This is a genomic window from Tenacibaculum profundi (assembly GCF_052050075.1).
Lineage (GTDB): Bacteria > Bacteroidota > Bacteroidia > Flavobacteriales > Flavobacteriaceae > Polaribacter.
This window is the reverse complement of the sequence record NZ_CP197225.1, coordinates 2,937,290-2,956,914: the sequence shown is the minus strand read 5'-3', so window position 1 is coordinate 2,956,914 and position 19,625 is coordinate 2,937,290. Positions and strand designations below refer to the sequence as shown.

Here is a 19,625-nt window from a genome sequence, read left to right as displayed (position 1 = left end):
CAAAAATTAGAGGTCTGCAGCATGGTATTACTGCAGACCTACTATTTTTATTTATCCATCAAAACTGAATTACTTAATTCTCTCTTGTACTTATTTTCTTTTAGTTGTTCTGCTATCTTATAAACATGTGGTGGATTTAAAAGATTCATATGAGAAGCTGATAATTTATAAATAGTGACTTCTTTCTCTGTCATATGACTCCATCCATAATCCTCATCTTTTACACCAATAGCTCCCTCTTCTGCTCTGAATAAGGTAACAGGAACATGATATTTTCGATTCTCATTAGGCAAATATTCCTTCCAAATACCTTGATGCTTTAAAAACATATATACAAAATTATGAAACTCCATTTTACTCATAGCATCAAATCCTAAACTTACAAGTCGATAATAAATAAAATCTAACTGCTCTGATTCATTTAAAGATTTTAATTCTTCTTCCTCGATAGTACTCGTAAAAAATGACTCTTCTATAAATGCTTCAACAAGCATCTGATAAATACTTATAAGATCTTTGATAAAAGCAACCTCGATGGAAGTCTTCTCTTCGGAGCTCATAATCCCAGCGTTCGGCAAACCATCAAAAGAAATAATTTCACTCACCTCAAAGCCTTTTTCTTGAAGCTGAAGTGTCATTTCATGTGCCACACTGGCCCCCATGGAATACCCTGCCAAACGGTACGGCCCTTCTGGATCTACAGCTTGCATATCTTTAATATTTTGGGTAGCAATTTCCTTGATATTCGTATGAGATGCTGTTATACCATCCAATCCATATGCCTGAAAACCATAAACGGTGTAATCATTTTCCAATACTTCGGCCAAAGCATAAAAAGACACAATATTGCCTCCTGCCCCTGGAGCACAAAAAATCATTTCTTTTTTAACATTATCTTGCTTACTAATCTTCACCAACCCTGAAGGAATAATTAATTCTTCTGAATTTTCTATTAGACGAGACAAATCTTTTAGTACCGGAAATTGAAAAACTTGTTGAGCAGTTACTTTATGTTCGAACGAAACTTTAATTCTTGAAAGCAACTTAATCACTAATAAAGAATGTCCACCTAAGGCAAAAAAGTTATCATAAATCCCAACTTTATCAACAGATAGCAACTCTTCCCATATACCCGCCAATGTAATCTCAGTTAGGGTTGATGGCGCTACGTAACTTTCTCCCATAAATTCAATCGACTTTTCCTCAAAGTATTTTCGATCTTTCTTACCGTTGGATGTTAAAGGAATCTCTTCAACACTAATGATAAATTTGGGAACCATATAATCTGGTAATAGTGCTGATAATTGGTTCTTTATATAATCTCGATCAAAACTTAGCTCGTCTGAAACTAAACAATAGGCCACTAATTCTTTACCTCCTAAATCTTCTTTAACAACAACAACGCTATCCTCAATAAAAGACACGCTGTTTAACAGCACCTCAATCCCCTCCAACTCTATTCGTTGACCTCTTATTTTTACTTGATGATCTTTACGCCCCATAAACTCTAGGTTACCATCCTCTCTCCATCGAGCCAAATCTCCTGTTCGATATAAAACGCCCTCACCAAATGGATTGCGTATGAACTTATCTCTTGTCAAATCAGGATTATTTAAATACCCTCTTGAAACACCTCTACCACCAACGCACAATTCTCCATAAACACCTATTGGTTGCAATTCAAATTCAGTAGTTAAAATATAAACATGATCATCACTAATTGGCCTACCAATAGGGACATCCCCTGTAACTTTATCGATGGTATAAAATGTGGTAAATGTTGTATTCTCTGTAGGTCCATAAACATTGAGAACTCGCAAATTAACATGGCGGTCCTTTAACTTTTTTATATGATAGGGTGACATTCGCTCACCACCTGTTAAAAGAGTCTCAAGACTACTAAATATAGCTATATCGGTATCTATCAATTGATTTAACCAACTGGTAGTTAAAAAACAAATAGTTACTGAATGAGATTTCAATAACTTTGAAAAAGAATCACTACTTAATAAACTCTCTTTCTTTGATAACACTAGCTTACCTCCATTTAACAAAGCTCCAAAAAACTCAAAAGTAGTTGCATCAAATGATAATGAGCCTGTTGAAAGAATAACACTTGAAGAATCCAATACTGAATACTGACTATCTATAGCTAAACGAACAATACTCTGATGCTCAACCATCACTCCTTTAGGCCTGCCCGTAGATCCTGAAGTATAAAGAACATAGGCTAAACTACTTCCTACTAAAGATTCTTTTAAATTCCCTTCTGTATTGATAATAGTGCGATTAGCTGCCCATTCCTTTTCTATGACAACACTCGTCAATTTATCTTCAAATGATAATGATGGGAGTTCTAAATCTGATTGAACTAATATCAGCTTCAGAGCTCCTTCTTTATTACCCTTGAAAATACTATCCTCTATAAGGTAACTGAGCCTTTCTTTAGGATACTCCGTATTCAAAGGAACATAAGCTCCTCCTGACTTTAATATTCCGAAAATACTAATCATTAACTCTATAGATTTATCCATAAAAACACCAACAAGAGTCTCCTGTTCTACTCCTATACGTTGTAAGTATAAAGCTAACTGAGTACTTCGTTCATCTAATTCTTGATACGTCAACTCTTCTTCTTCAAAAACAATTGCAACGGTAGCTGGATGCTTTGCTACCTGACGACGAAACAGCTCACAAACACTAACCTCTACCTCTGAATAAAGAATACCTGAAAAAGCAAAATCTTTCAATAATAATGAGCTCTCCGAAGCAGAAACAATACTAAAATCTCTTAAACTTTGATGCTCTTTAGACACAAAATGCTCTAAAACATATACCAAACCATCTAGCATTCTTTCAGCCGTTGACTCTTTGTAGATATCCGTGTTGTAATTCAATAAAATAGCCAAAGAATTACCTGGATAATCCACAAACTCTATTTCTAAATCAAACTTTGAAATATTGTAATCAATAGACTCCCCACAAACATTTGTATCTCCTAGACGAAAACCTCCATCAAAAACAAGATAGTTCACAAGAACTTGAAAAAAGGGAGTCACTGAAGTATCTCTATCTGGTTGTAAAGCCTCTACTACCTTATCAAAAGGAATGCCTTCATATTCTCGATCACTTAGCAACCCCGTCAAAACTCTTTCAAAAATAACACGTATACTTTCTGATGATGAAAAAGATAAACGACTAACAAAAGTATTTACAAAAAAACCAATAATACTCTCAAATTCCTTCCTTGATCGATTCGCTGTTGGAATACCTATACAAATGTCTTCCTGACCACTGAATTTGTGCAGTAACAAGTAAACGCTACTTAATAGAACGGTAAATAAACTACCGCCTAAACCCTGGCTATAATCTGTTAATGATGACTTCAATTCAAAACTTATCTCTCGCTGAACAGTATTACCCGAACCACTCGCCATATTGGGTCTTTTATAATCTACAGGGAGTGATAAATTTATGTGACCTGATAAACGCTCTTCCCAATAAGACAAGCCTGAAGATAAGTAACCCGAGGATACATTTAATAATTGCCAGTTAGCATATTCTAAATACTGATAACGCAAATCAGGCAATACGGGTAAGGCGGATTCAAGAAACGATTCGTAAACAGAAGCTAATTCCTTCATTAAAATCTGTAAAGACCAACCATCAAAAATAATATGGTGAACCGATAAGCAAAAGATAAAATCTTCTGCTGATATACGAACCAGCATGCTTCTTATCAAATCATCCTGCTCTAAATCAAAAGAACGCATTAGAAAATCTCTACAAACATTCTTTACAAGTACTTCTTTATCTTCACCATCTAGATGAACCATATCTTTTTCTATGACAGATAATTGTAAAGCGTCACGAACTTCTTGAAATACCACCCCCGATTCATCTTTTCTAAATGTAGTACGTAAAGACTCATGACGTGCCACTAAATAATTTAGACTCTTCTCTAAAATAACGCTATCAATAACCCCACGAACCCTTAAAGAAATAGGAATAATGTATTGATCTGATTGACCAAGTTCTGATAAAAACCAAAGCCTTTGTTGTTCTGAAGATAAAGGAACCTTTAACCTATTTTCTAAAATAGGAACCACTTCGGTAAGCACCTGATCAGAAGCTTCAATAACAGCTGATAACTCAAATAAATTACTCGCAGAAAAAACATCTGATACAGACAAGGAAACAGCAAAGGAAGCTTTTATTCTTGAAAGCAACTTAATCACTAATAAAGAATGCCCCCCTAAAGCAAAGAAGTTATCATGAATTCCTACTTTATCAACAGATAACAAATCTTCCCAAATACCTACTAATGCTACTTCGGTTGGAGTCGATGGCGCCATGTAACTTTCTGTATCGTATGCCTCTAAATCTGGAGCAGGCAATAATTGCTTTGCAACCTTTCCGTTGGGTGTTAATGGTAATTCATCTAACTCAACAAACGCACTCGGTAGCATGTAATCGGGTAGAATGTCTTGTAAAGAACTTTTTAATTCTGAAAAATCAATTACTTCCTGAGATAGCACCAAATACGCTACTAGCGCTTTGTGAGCTTTATCATCTTCTCGCAATATAACAACAGATTGAGCAATCCCTTCCTGTTGGTCTAAAGCTGTCTCAATTTCTCCTAACTCTACTCGATAGCCTCGTATTTTTACCTGATCATCTTTCCTGCCTATAAATTCAAGCGTACCATCTGAAAACCATCTCGCTAAATCGCCCGTCTTATAAAGGCGTTCACCCTCCTTAAATGGGTGGGCAACAAACTTCTCTTTCGTTAACTCTGGTTTGTATAAATAACCATTTGCTAAAGAAATTCCTGAAACACATAATTCACCAATAACACCTACAGCAACAAGATCATGAGAATCATCTAATATTAAAAGCTCCGTATTTGAAATAGGTTTTCCTATTGAAGGCAGTGAATTAGCCGTTAAAATATTAGTAATAGAATAACTACTCACAACATGAGTCTCAGATGGACCGTATTGATTGATTAACTTACATCCTATCTCATCAATAAAATCCCTAATTTCAGAATGAAGACGTAGCTGTTCTCCTGCTGTAATAATTTCTTCCAAACTCTTCGGACACAATCCATTTGATCTTGCACTCAATGCTAAACTCTCCAAGACTACAAAAGGCACAAACAAATGCGTAATAGCATGTATATTAATTACCTGTATAAGTTGCTCCATATCTTTTCGCTCCTCTGAACCAATCATAACTAACTCATGTCCAAAGCAAAGCGTACTCGCTATCTCTTGAAAACTAACATCAAAATTAATACTTGCAAACTGTAAAACTTTACGACTCAACTTATTCTCAAACTGAGATTCCTGCCATTCTAATAAATTTACCAAAGAAGTATTACACATTGTTACCCCTTTAGGGACTCCTGTAGAGCCTGAAGTATAAAGAATATAAACTGCATCTTGTTCAGAATAAGGAATCTTTAAACTCAGTGATGATAACGCTTCTGCTAATAAAATTGAATCTATAGTTACTAAAGATATAACGTTAGAGCGAAGTTCTAAATCTAACTTAGTATCAACAGAAGTTAGTACCGTACTCAATCTAGATTCTGAGATAATTGTTTGCAATCGGTTTGATGGATAAGAAGGATCTAAAGAAACATAAGCACTTCTTGTTTTTAAAATCCCTAAAATACCAACGATCAAATCGATTGAACGCTCCATATAAACACCAACAATACTACCTTCTATAATTGATTCTTGTTGTTGTAAATAACACGCAACCTTATCAGAACATTCATGCAATTCTTCATAACTCATCGACTCTTCTCCAAAGGTAATAGCTGTCCTATCTGGAAACTCTCTTACCTGATTCAAAAACATACCTATAACTGATTTATGTTGATTAGGCACCTCCAAAGTATTGGAAAATAAGCTTAACTTATCCCTTTCATGAATAGTTAAATATGACAAATCGTCTATCAATACATTTGGTACTAGCATCTGCTTCATCAATTCTTGTAAATGACCTGCAATCATTTGAACAACACTATTCGATATCAAATCTTTATGGTACATTATCTTAAAGGATAATCCTGATTCATTCTCAGAAAAACTTAATGAAAGCGTGTAATTCGTAGCTTCTTCTCCCTTGATATTCTCTATACCAAAGCCCAATAACTCTTCTGTATTCAATGCATCTATAGGGTAATTCTCAAAAACAACTAGGCTATCAAATAATTCTCCTGAAACAGGACTCTCATCTATAATATCTCTTAAAGAAACATAACCATGTTCTTCTCTACAGATCGTATGTGAACTCTGAATTGATTGTAACCACGAAACAACATCTTGATCTGAACGAATACTCATGCATAGTGGAATCGTATTAATATAAAGACCTACTCGATCTGTGATATTGCTTAGCTTTGGATCTCGTCCTGAAATTGTAACTCCAAAACAAACCGAATCTTGACCTGTATACTTTGATAATAAATAACCCCAAGCTCCCTGAACAAATGTATTAACCGTTATGCGATGCTCGTCTGTAAAAGCGTGAAGAGAATCATTTAATGATAAAGGAACACAAAACTCCTCAAAGGAATTACCTGATACCTTATTGCGCTGGTTTACATCTCGTAAAAAAGGCAAGAAAGTAGGACTGACAATTGCTCCCATATAAGAGCGCCAATATGATAAGGACTCAAAAGGATTCTTTTTCGCTAAATAACGAATATAATCACCATAATGATCCGTTGCTCGTGATGGCAAATCACCTCCCTGGTAAAGCGCTTGGTAATTCTCTACAAAACAACCAAACAAACGTGATAAAGACCAACCGTCCCATAAAATATGATGATTCGTGAAAAACATACGGAAACGATCATCTGATAACCGAACCAAACTTATGCGGAATAAAGAACCCTGATCCATACTCAAACCTATCAATGATTGCTCTTCGACAGCAAATGACCTTAGCCTATCTTCTTGAGCAACTCCTGTTAAATCACGAAAATCTAACTCGTAAACAGGTGCTGTAGTAGACTCATAAACACATTGTACAGGAATACTTAACGAATCCTTGAAAATACCCGTGCGTAAAATCGTATGATCTGAAATAATACCTCGCCAAGAACTTAAAAATAAAGGAAACGATAAAGCTCCAACAAAATCACACGCAAGCTGAACAACATAAGCATTAGAGCCTTCATCGTATAAACTGTGAAATAACATGCCTTCTTGTAAAGGACTCAATGGATATATATCTGAAATAGCATACGGATGAATCGAAGATTTCTTAAAACTTTGTAACGACTCAAATGAAATATCCAATGGCAACGAATAATCAATCCTTGTTGGTATAGCCTCTGAAATACCATGACAATGGGCTACAATACAATTTAAAGCATCCTTAAAACCATCCGCTAGTCTTACAATCGTAGCCTCTTCATAATGATCCTTACTATAGCTCCAAGAAAATTGTAAACAGCCGTTTAATAAAAAACCATTAATCGCAATCTTATGTGGATTCTGATTAGACAAACCAATTGGTGAACCAATACTTTCAGTACTTAAATGAAAATATTCTGAGGAATCTGAGCTCATAGAAGATTCAAAGCTCCCTAAATAATTAAATACAATCGATTCAAAAGGTACAGATAAATCTGAACGAATCGATGCTGAATTAGATAAATATCGTAAAACACCATAACCGATTCCTTTAGCAGGAACCATTCGCAGTCGATCTTTGACGGTCGCTACTAAAGAACCAATATCCTCAGATTCACCTAAAAGAGGTAAACTAAAAGGATATAAACTCGTAAACCACCCAACTGTTCTGTTGATATCTAAGTGTGAAAATAATTCCTCTCGACCGTGTCCTTCTAAGGCGATCACGAAATCATCTCCTTCAACCAATGCACTCAATGTCATCGACAAAGCACTTAGTAAGATATCATTAATATCTGTTCCATAAACAGAATGGACTTCTTTAAGCAATGAATCACTCAATGAACTATCTATAACCTGATTATAATCCGTACTACGCGCGTAGGTAACCGATGATAAACATTCCTTATCTACAGAAAGTTCTCTGCACATAGATAAAACATCAGACCAATAACTAAACTCTCCCTCCAAACTCAAAGAAGATCCATAAAGCTCCAATGCAGTAATCCATTGTCGGTAAGAACTACCCTTAGAAGGTAGATTCTTTTCTACACCTAAATGATAATTAGCTAACAAAAAGTTTAAATCCTCTAATAGAATTCGCCATGAAACACCATCAATTCCTAAATGATGAACCACAATTAACAAACGATTGTATAAAGCTTCATCAGGAGTTTCTATAAAAACAAAACGAACCAAATCTCCTTTGCTGATATTCAAGGATGATTGATAGTTTGCCCCTAAAGTAGCCATTGCTGATAAAGTATCTATACGCTCTGAAACAACAACTGCCGAACAATCACCATAAAACTGAGTCGGTAAAAAAGAATCTTCAACAGCAGTATAACACAAACGAAGTGCATCGTGATGGGATAATAATGTGTTTGCTGCTGAAGATACTGATGCTAATGAAACATCTTTGGATAGGTTCAATAAAACAGACTGATTGTAATGATCACTATTATGAAACTTCTTCTCAAAAAACTGTTGCTGAATTGGATGAAGTGATAATACTCCGGATAACACTCCTTCTTCCCTGTTTATTACCTTTCCTGCCTGAGAAACATGCTTTGACAACTCCCCAATGGTCTGATACTTAAAAAGATCTTTTACAGTATAGTGAATTCCTTGAGACTTACTTAAACTAACTAACTGAATCGCTTGAATCGAATCTCCCCCTAATGAAAAAAAGTTATCGTTAACCCCTACTTTATCAACAGATAACAATTTCTCCCAAATACCTACTAATGCAATCTCAGTTGAAGTCGATGGTGCTACATAACTCTCTGTATTGTATGCATCTGAATCTGGAGCAGGTAACATATTTTTAGCAACCTTTCCATTAGTGGTTAAAGGAAATGCTTCTAACAAAACAAATGCACTTGGCAACATATAATCGGGCAGAATGTCTTGTAAAGAACTTTTTAATTCTGGAAGATCAATTGCTTCCTGAGAAGGCACCAAATACGCTACCAACTCTTTATGAGATTTATCATCTTCTCGCAATACAACAACAGATTGAGCAATCCCTTCCTGTTGATCTAAAGCCGTCTCTATTTCTCCTAACTCTACTCGATAGCCTCGTATTTTTATCTGATCATCTTTCCTGCCAATAAATTCAATCGTACCATCTGAAAACCATCTCGCTAAATCACCCGTCTTATAAAGGCGTTCACCCTCCTTAAATGGGTGGGCAACAAACTTCTCTTTCGTTAACTCTGGTCTTCCCAAATAACCTTTAGCCAGCTGCACTCCTGCCAAACACAACTCACCAACAACTCCTACAGGAACCAACCTCAATGCCTCATCTAAAACATACATTTCAGTATTGGGTAATGCCCCCCCTATAGTAACCATTCCATCTTCCCTAATAGGGTTCTTTGACCAAGTAGAACACACAGAATTCTCCGTAGGGCCATATGCATTGATTACCTTTACTCCTTTTGATTGCAAGCGTTGAGTTGATGATGCTAATAATGGCTCTCCTGCAGAAACCAAAAACCTAATAGACGATAAAGATGGTAATTCATCTTCTAATAATTGTTGGTAAGTAGGAGGCAGTGTTAAAACACTTATCTGATACTCTTTCAGCACCTGAACCATAGCTTCTTTTGAATGGATAGTCGCATCGGTTACCATGACAATCCTCGCACCTACTATCAAACTTGCATATATCTCAAAACCAAATACATCAAAGGATACCGAGGCAAACTGTAACAAACTATCTTGAGAACTTAGCTCCAAATCCCTTACTTGAGCCATGGCTAAATTGGAAACTCCGCGATGACAGCACAATACTCCCTTAGGAACTCCTGTAGTACCTGATGTATAAATAACATACATCAATTGGTCTAAATCAATTGTTATAGCAATCGGCGCTGATTCATAAATTGCTAGATCAAGCTCATCTAGTCGAACCATATGTCCTATAGACAAGCTATTCTCAAAAAGTTCCTCTAAAGAAGACGCTGTTAAAATAAGGGATGCTTTTGTGTCTTCTAAGATAAAATCAATACGACTTTGAGGATACTTTGGATCTATTGGAACATACGCTCCTCCTGATTTTAAAATACCTAAAATACCTATGACCAAATCAAATGAGCGCTCCATGCACAAAGGAATCAACTGCTCTTTAGTTACCCCTAATGATAAAAGATGATTTGCTAATTGATTCGAAGCTGCATCCAATTCCTGATAAGTCATGCTCGAATCCCCAAAAACAAGAGCTTCTGCTTCTGGATGCTTTGCTACCTGACGACGAAATAAATCCACCACAGTTTGCGTAACCTTATAACTAGTAGCAATGGATTGAAAATCTTTCAATAATAATGAGCTCTCCGAAGCAGAAACAATACTAAAATCTCTTAAACTTTGATGCTCTTTAGACACAAAATGCTCTAAAACATACACCAAACCATCTAGCATTCTTTCAGCCGTTGACTCTTTGTAGATATCCGTGTTGTAATTCAATAAAATAGCCAAAGAATTACCTGGATAATCCACAAACTCTATTTCTAAATCAAACTTTGAAATATTGTAATCAATAGACTCCCCACAAACATTTGTATCTCCTAGACGAAAACCTCCATCAAAAACAAGATAGTTCACAAGAACTTGAAAAAAGGGAGTCACTGAAGTATCTCTATCTGGCTGTAAAGCCTCTACTACCTTATCAAAAGGAATGCTTTCATATTCTCGATCACTTAGCAACCCCGTCAAAACTCTTTCAAAAATAACACGTATACTTTCTGATGATGAAAAAGATAAACGACTAGCAAAAGTATTTACAAAAAAACCAATAATACTCTCAAATTCTTTCCTTGATCGATTCGCTGTTGGAATACCTATACAAATGTCTTCCTGACCACTGAATTTGTGCAGTAACAAGTAAACGCTACTTAATAGAACGGTAAATAAACTACCGCCTAAACCCTGGCTATAATCTGTTAATGATGACTTCAATTCAAAACTTATCTCTCGCTGAACAGTATTACCCGAACCACTCGCCATATTGGGTCTTTTATAATCTACAGGGAGTGATAAATTTATGTGACCTGATAAACGCTCTTCCCAATAAGACAAGCCTGAAGATAAGTAACCCGAAGATACATTTAATAATTGCCAGTTAGCATATTCTAAATACTGATAACGCAAATCAGGTAATACGGGTGAGGCAGATTCAAGAAACGATTCGTAAACAGAAGCTAATTCCTTCATTAAAATCTGTAAAGACCAACCATCAAAAATAATATGGTGAACCGATAAGCAAAAGATAAAATCTTCTGCTGATATACGAACCAGCATGCTTCTTATCAAATCATCCTGCTCTAAATCAAAAGAACGCATTAGAAAATCTCTACAAACATTCTTTACAAGTACTTCTTTATCTTCACCATTTAGATGAACCATATCTTTTTCTACGATAGATAATTGTAAAACATTACGAACTTCTTGAAATACCACCCCCGATTCATCTTTTCTAAATGTAGTACGTAAAGACTCATGACGTGCCACTAAATAATTTAGACTCTTCTCTAAAATAGCGCTGTCAATAACCCCACGAATTCTTAATGAAAGAGGAATAATGTATTGATCTGATTGACCAAGTTCTGATAAAAACCAAAGCCTTTGTTGTTCAGAAGATAAAGGAACCTTTAACCTATTTTCTAAAATAGGAATCACTTCAGTGAGTACTTGATCAGAAGCTTCAATAACAGCTGATAACTCAAATAAATTACTCGCAGAAAAAACATCTGATACAGACAAGGAAACAGCAAAGGCAGCTTTTATTCTTGAAAGCAACTTAATCACTAATAAAGAATGCCCCCCTAAAGCAAAGAAATTATCATGAATTCCTACTTTATCAACAGATAACAAATCTTCCCAAATACCTACTAATGCCACTTCGGTTGAAGTCGATGGTGCTACATAGCTCTCTGTATTATATGCGTCTGAATCTGGAGCAGGTAACATATTTTTAGCAACCTTTCCATTAGTAGTTAAAGGAAATGCTTCCAACAAAACAAATGCACTTGGCAACATATAATCGGGTAAAATGTCTTGTAAAGAACTTTTTAATTCTGAAAAATCAATTGTTTCTTGAGAAAGCACCAAATACGCTACCAACTCTTTATGAGATTTATCATCTTCTCGCAATACAACAACAGATTGAGCAACCCCTTCCTGTTGATCTAAAGCTGTCTCAATTTCTCCTAACTCTACTCGATAGCCTCGTATTTTTACCTGATCATCTTTCCTACCAATAAATTCAAGCGTACCATCTGAAAACCATCTCGCTAAATCACCCGTCTTATAAAGGCGTTCACCCTCCTTAAATGGGTGGGCAACAAACTTCTCTTTCGTTAACTCCCGTCTTCCCAAATAACCTTTAGCCAACTGCACTCCTGCCAAACACAACTCACCAACAACTCCTACAGGAACCAACCTCAATGCCTCATCTAAAACATAGGTCTCTGTATTGGGTAATGGACTTCCTATAGTAACCATTCCATCTTCCCTAATAGAATTCTTTGACCAAGTAGCACACACAGAATTCTCCGTAGGCCCATACGCATTGATAACCTTTACTCCTTTTGATTGCAAACGTTGAGCTAATGGCGCTAATAGTGGCTCTCCTGCAGAAACCAAAACTCTAACAGATGATAATTCATCTTCTAATAATTGTTGATAAGAAGGAGGTAGTGTTAAAACATTTATCTGATGCTCTATCAACACCTGCCCCATGGCTTCTTTTGAATGGATAATCGCATCGGTTACCATGACAATCCTCGCGCCCACTATCAAACCTGCATATACCTCAAATCCAAACGCATCAAAGGATACCGAGGCAAATTGCAACAAACTATCTTGAGAACTTAACTCCAACTCCCTTACTTGAGCCATTGCTAAATTAGAAACTCCGCGATGACAGCACAAAACTCCCTTAGGGACTCCTGTAGTACCTGATGTATAAATAACATACATCAATTGGTCTAAATCAATTGTTATATCAATCGACGCTGATTCATAGGTAGACAGATCAAGCTCATCTAGTCGAACCATATGCTCTATCGACAAGCTATTCTCGAAAAGATTCTCTAAAGAAGACGCTGTTAAAATCAGGGATGCTTTTGTGTCTTCTAAGATAAAATCAATACGACTTTGAGGATACTTTGGATCTATTGGAACATACGCTCCTCCTGATTTTAAAATACCTAAAACACCTATAACCAAATCAAATGAGCGCTCCATACACAAAGGAATCAACTGCTCTTTAGTTATCCCTAATGATAAAAGATGGTTCGCTAATTGGCTCGAAACGATGTCCAATTCCTGATAAGTCATACTCGAATCCCCAAAAACAAGAGCTTCTCTTTCTGGATGCTTTGCTACCTGACGACGAAATAAATCAATCACAGTTTGCGTAGCACTGTAACTCGTAGCAATGGATTGAAAGTCTTCCAATAATAAAGAGCTCTCATTAACTGTTAAATATGACAAATCGTCTATCAATACATTTGGTACTAGCATCTGCTTCATCAATTCTTGTAAATGACCTGCAATCATTTGAACAACACTATTCGATATCAAATCTTTATGGTACATTATCTTAAAGGATAATCCTGATTCATTCTCAGAAAAACTTAATGAAAGCGTGTAATTCGTAGCTTCTTCTCCCTTGATATTCTCTATACCAAAGCCCAATAACTCTTCTGTATTCAATGCATCTATAGGGTAATTCTCAAAAACAACTAGGCTATCAAATAATTCTCCTGAAACAGGACTCTCATCTATAATATCTCTTAAAGAAACATAACCATGTTCTTCTCTACAGATCGTATGTGAACTCTGAATTGATTGTAACCACGAAACAACATCTTGATCTGAACGAATACTCATGCATAGTGGAATCGTATTAATATAAAGACCTACTCGGTCTGTGATATTGCTTAGCTTTGGATCTCGTCCTGAAATTGTAACTCCAAAACAAACCGAATCTTGACCTGTATACTTTGATAATAAATAACCCCAAGCTCCCTGAACAAATGTATTAACCGTTATGCGATGCTCGTCTGTAAAAGCGTGAAGAGAATCATTTAATGATAAAGGAACACAAAACTCCTCAAAGGAATTACCTGATACCTTATTGCGCTGGTTTACATCTCGTAAAAAAGGCAAGAAAGTAGGACTGACAATTGCTCCCATATAAGAGCGCCAATATGATAAGGACTCAAAAGGATTCTTTTTCGCTAAATAACGAATATAATCACCATAATGATCCGTTGCTCGTGATGGCAAATCACCTCCCTGGTAAAGCGCTTGGTAATTCTCTACAAAACAACCAAACAAACGTGATAAAGACCAACCGTCCCATAAAATATGATGATTCGTGAAAAACATACGGAAACGATCATCTGATAACCGAACCAAACTTATGCGGAATAAAGAACCCTGATCCATACTCAAACCTATCAATGATTGCTCTTCGACAGCAAATGACCTTAGCCTATCTTCTTGAGCAACTCCTGTTAAATCACGAAAATCTAACTCGTAGACAGGTGCTGTAGTAGACTCATAAACACATTGTACAGGAATACTTAACGAATCCTTGAAAATACCCGTGCGTAAAATCGTATGATCTGAAATAATACCTCGCCAAGAACTTAAAAATAAAGGAAACGATAAAGCTCCAACAAAATCACACGCAAGCTGAACAACATAAGCATTAGAGCCTTCATCGTATAAACTGTGAAATAACATGCCTTCTTGTAAAGGACTCAATGGATATATATCTGAAATAGCATACGGATGAATCGAAGATTTCTTAAAACTTTGTAACGACTCAAATGAAATATCCAATGGCAACGAATAATCAATCCTTGTTGGTATAGCCTCTGAAATACCATGACAATGGGCTACAATACAATTTAAAGCATCCTTAAAACCATCCGCTAGTCTTACAATCGTAGCCTCTTCATAATGATCCTTACTATAGCTCCAAGAAAATTGTAAACAGCCGTTTAATAAAAAACCATTAATCGCAATCTTATGTGGATTCTGATTAGACAAACCAATTGGTGAACCAATACTTTCAGTACTTAAATGAAAATATTCTGAGGAATCTGAGCTCATAGAAGATTCAAAGCTCCCTAAATAATTAAATACAATCGATTCAAAAGGTACAGATAAATCTGAACGAATCGATGCTGAATTAGATAAATATCGTAAAACACCATAACCGATTCCTTTAGCAGGAACCATTCGCAGTCGATCTTTGACGGTCGCTACTAAAGAACCAATATCCTCAGATTCACCTAAAAGAGGTAAACTAAAAGGATATAAACTCGTAAACCACCCAACTGTTCTGTTGATATCTAAGTGTGAAAATAATTCCTCTCGACCGTGTCCTTCTAAGGCGATCACGAAATCATCTCCTTCAACCAATGCACTCAATGTCATCGACAAAGCACTTAGTAAGATATCATTAATATCTGTTCCATAAACAGAATGGACTTCTTTAAGCAATGAATCACTCAATGAACTATCTATAACCTGATTATAATCCGTACTACGCGCGTAGGTAACCGATGATAAACATTCCTTATCTACAGAAAGTTCTCTGCACATAGATAAAACATCAGACCAATAACTAAACTCTCCCTCCAAACTCAAAGAAGATCCATAAAGCTCCAATGCAGTAATCCATTGTCGGTAAGAACTACCCTTAGAAGGTAGATTCTTTTCTACACCTAAATGATAATTAGCTAACAAAAAGTTTAAATCCTCTAATAGAATTCGCCATGAAACACCATCAATTCCTAAATGATGAACCACAATTAACAAGCGATTGTATGAGGCTTCATCAGGAGTTTCTATAAAAACAAAACGAACCAAATCTCCTTTGCTGATATTCAAAGATGATTGATAGTTTGCTCCTAAAGTAGCAATTGCTGATAAAGTATCTACACGCTCTGAAACAACAACTGCTGAACAATCACCATAAAACTGAGTCGGTAAAAAAGAATCTTCAACAGCAGTATAACACAAACGAAGTGCATCGTGATGGGATAATAATGTGTTTGCTGCTGAAGATACTGATGCTAATGAAACATCTTTGGATAAGTTCAATAAAACAGACTGATTGTAATGATCACTATTATGAAACTTCTTCTCAAAAAACTGTTGCTGAATTGGATGAAGTGATAATACTCCGGATAACACTCCTTCTTCCTTATCTACCACCTTTTCTGACTGAGAAACGTGCTTTGACAACTCCCCAATAGTCTGATACTTAAAAAGATCTTTTACAGCATAGTGAATTCCTTGAGACTTACTTAAACTAACTAACTGAATCGCTTGGATCGAATCTCCCCCTAATGAAAAAAAGTTATCGTTAACCCCTACTTTATCAACAGATAACAATTTCTCCCAAATACCTACTAATGCAATCTCAGTTGAAGTCGATGGTGCTACGTAACTCTCTGTATCGTATGCATCTGAATCTGGAGTAGGTAACATATTTTTAGCAACCTTTCCATTAGTGGTTAAAGGAAATGCTTCTAACAAAACAAATGCACTTGGCAACATATAATCGGGCAGAATGTCTTGTAAAGAACTTTTTAATTCTGGAAGATCAATTGCCTCCTGAGAGGGCACCAAATACGCTACCAACTCTTTATGAGATTTATCATCTTCTCGCAATACAACAACAGATTGAGCAACCCCTTCCTGTTGATCTAAAGCCGTCTCAATTTCTCCTAACTCTACTCGATAGCCTCGTATTTTTACCTGATCATCTTTCCTACCTATAAATTCAAGCGTACCATCTGAAAACCATCTCGCTAAATCGCCCGTCTTATAAAGGCGCTCACCTTCCTTAAATGGGTGGGCAACAAACTTCTCTTTCGTTAACTCCGGTCTTCCCAAGTAACCTTTAGCCAACTGCACTCCTGCCAAACACAACTCACCAACAACTCCTACAGGAACCAACCTCAATGCCTCATCTAAAACATAGGTCTCTGTATTGGGTAATGGACTTCCTATAGTAACCATTCCATCTTCCCTAATAGGATTCTTTGACCAAGTAGCACACACAGAATTCTCCGTAGGGCCATATGCATTGATTACCTTTACTCCTTTTGATTGCAAACGTTGAGCTAATGGTCCTAATAATGGCTCTCCTGCAGAAACCAAAACTCTAACAGATGACAACTCATCTTCTAATAATTGTTGATAAGTAGGAGGCAATGTTAAAACACTTACCTGATACTCTTTCAGCACCTGAACCATAGCTTCTTTTGAATGGATAGTCGCATCGGTTACCATGACAATCCTCGCACCTACTATAAAACCTGCATATACCTCAAAACCAAACGCATCAAAGGATACCGAGGCAAATTGCAACAAACTATCTTGAGAACTTAACTCCAACTCCCTTACTTGAGCCATGGCTAAATTGGAAACTCCGCGATGACAGCACAAAACTCCCTTAGGAACTCCTGTAGTACCTGATGTATAAATAACATACATCAATTGGTCTAAATCAATTGCTATAGCAATCGGCGCTGATTCATAAGTGGCTAAATCAAGCTCATCTAGTCGAACCATATCTCCTATCGATAAGCTATTCTCGAAAAGATCCTCTAAAGAAGATACTGTTAAAATAAGGGATGCTTTTGTGTCTTCTAAGATAAAATCAATACGACTTTGAGGATACTTTGGATCTATTGGAACATACGCTCCTCCTGATTTTAAAATACCTAAAATACCTATGACCAAATCAAATGAGCGCTCCATGCACAAAGGAATCAACTGCTCTTTAGTTACCCCTAATGATAAAAGATGGCTTGCTAATTGATTCGAAGCAACATCCAATTCCTGATAAGTCATGCTCGAATCCCCAAAAATAAGAGCTTCTGCTTCTGGATGCTTTGCTACCTGACGACGAAATAAATCCACCACAGTTTGCGTAGCACTGTAACTCGTAGCAATGGATTGAAAATCTTTCAATAATAATTGCTGTTCCGATTTAGGTACTATTAAAATATCATTTAAGGGATTCGCTAAGCTTTCTTCAAATTGTCTTAAAATAAAAAATAACCTATCTACAAAAAATACAATATCTTCTTTGCTAAAGTAACGCGTCATGTAATCAACCTTAAGCTCCAATGGAATCTCAGCTCCATAATCACACCAACGTATGGATAAAGGGTACTGTAAATGTTTTGTACTGGTCATATGCTTTATCTCAACATCTATACCTGAAGCTAATTTTTCCCTAAAACCAAGTGGTTCATAATTTACTATGACATCAAAAATATGTTGACGGCTTTCGGAGAGTATATTAAGGCTTCTATTTAAAAATGAAATTGGATAATTACGGTGCCTAATATCATTACGCTGTGTTTTTTTTATCTCAGCAAGACATTCTAAAACAGATTGCTCTGAATCATAATTCCCTTTATAAGCTAACACAGAGACGAACATTCCTAAAGTATTACGCTCTGTTCTCCCCCCCCTATTATGAATTGGTGTTCCTATAGAAATACCCTTCTCTGCTGTTGTTTTACCAAAATACAAAAGCAATGCAGCAATGGTAAGTTGTGACAAACTTGCTCCCGTATTTTTTGTTAATCGTTCAAACAAAGATCTATCTGAGGCTGAAACAGCGTATGAGAATCGTTCTCCTCCAGAAAATTCTTCTTTACCTATGTTCTTCGGGGTAACAAGGGTCTTGGGTACTTCTTTATATTTTGACTCCCAATACTCTTTATCAGTAATAAATTGCTTGGAAGACAAATAAGCTATGTTTTTATTGATTGCCTCTACATACGATGGATAATTTAATTCCTTGGCTGTTTCTTGAATCAACTGATCATATCTATCTGTTACATGATTTACCAATACAGTAAATCCAAATCCATCAATAATAAGATGATGAAAAAGCATCTGCCACCAATATTCTTCCTCTGATATTTTTAACAAAGCAAACCTGCAAAGCATACCCACTTCAATATTGAACGGGGTGTCAAACTCTTTTTGAATCCATTTTTTCCCTGATGCTACAGGATCTTCGTAATGTGACAAATCAACCTCTTCAACAGGAATGTTCTGTATTTTATCCTCTAAATGATAAGAGGGTCCTTTACTAGAACTACTAAACCTCATGGAAAATACGTCAAAAAAGCTAGGGAGTTCTTCTAAAATATTCTTAAATAACTCTACATTTAATTGTCCTTTTAAAACAGTATATCCTCCAGTATTATATAAAGGACTTTGGGGATCGATCATTTGACCTAAATAAATTTCTTGCTGAGCAAGGTGTAATTTCTTTTTTTTGGGCATCTGTGTTTGGTTTAGTTTGGTTAATATGTATTATACAAAAACACATACATAAATGTACTTTTGAGGATATAAACCAAACCCATATAAAACTAAACAGCTGGTAAACAACAAATAAAACCTACAAGT

At 36.0% G+C, this 19,625-nt stretch carries 1 protein-coding gene; it reads right to left on the bottom strand.

Going from position 1 to position 19,625, the window contains the following annotated elements; genetic code table 11:
- Positions 1–47 precede the first annotated feature (47 nt).
- A complete protein-coding gene (locus tag ACSIGE_RS12025) occupies positions 48–19,499 on the bottom strand; it encodes a non-ribosomal peptide synthase/polyketide synthase (RefSeq protein ID WP_440880114.1) in 19,452 nt (6,483 codons plus the stop codon).
- Between the last annotated feature and the right edge of the window lie 126 nt (positions 19,500–19,625).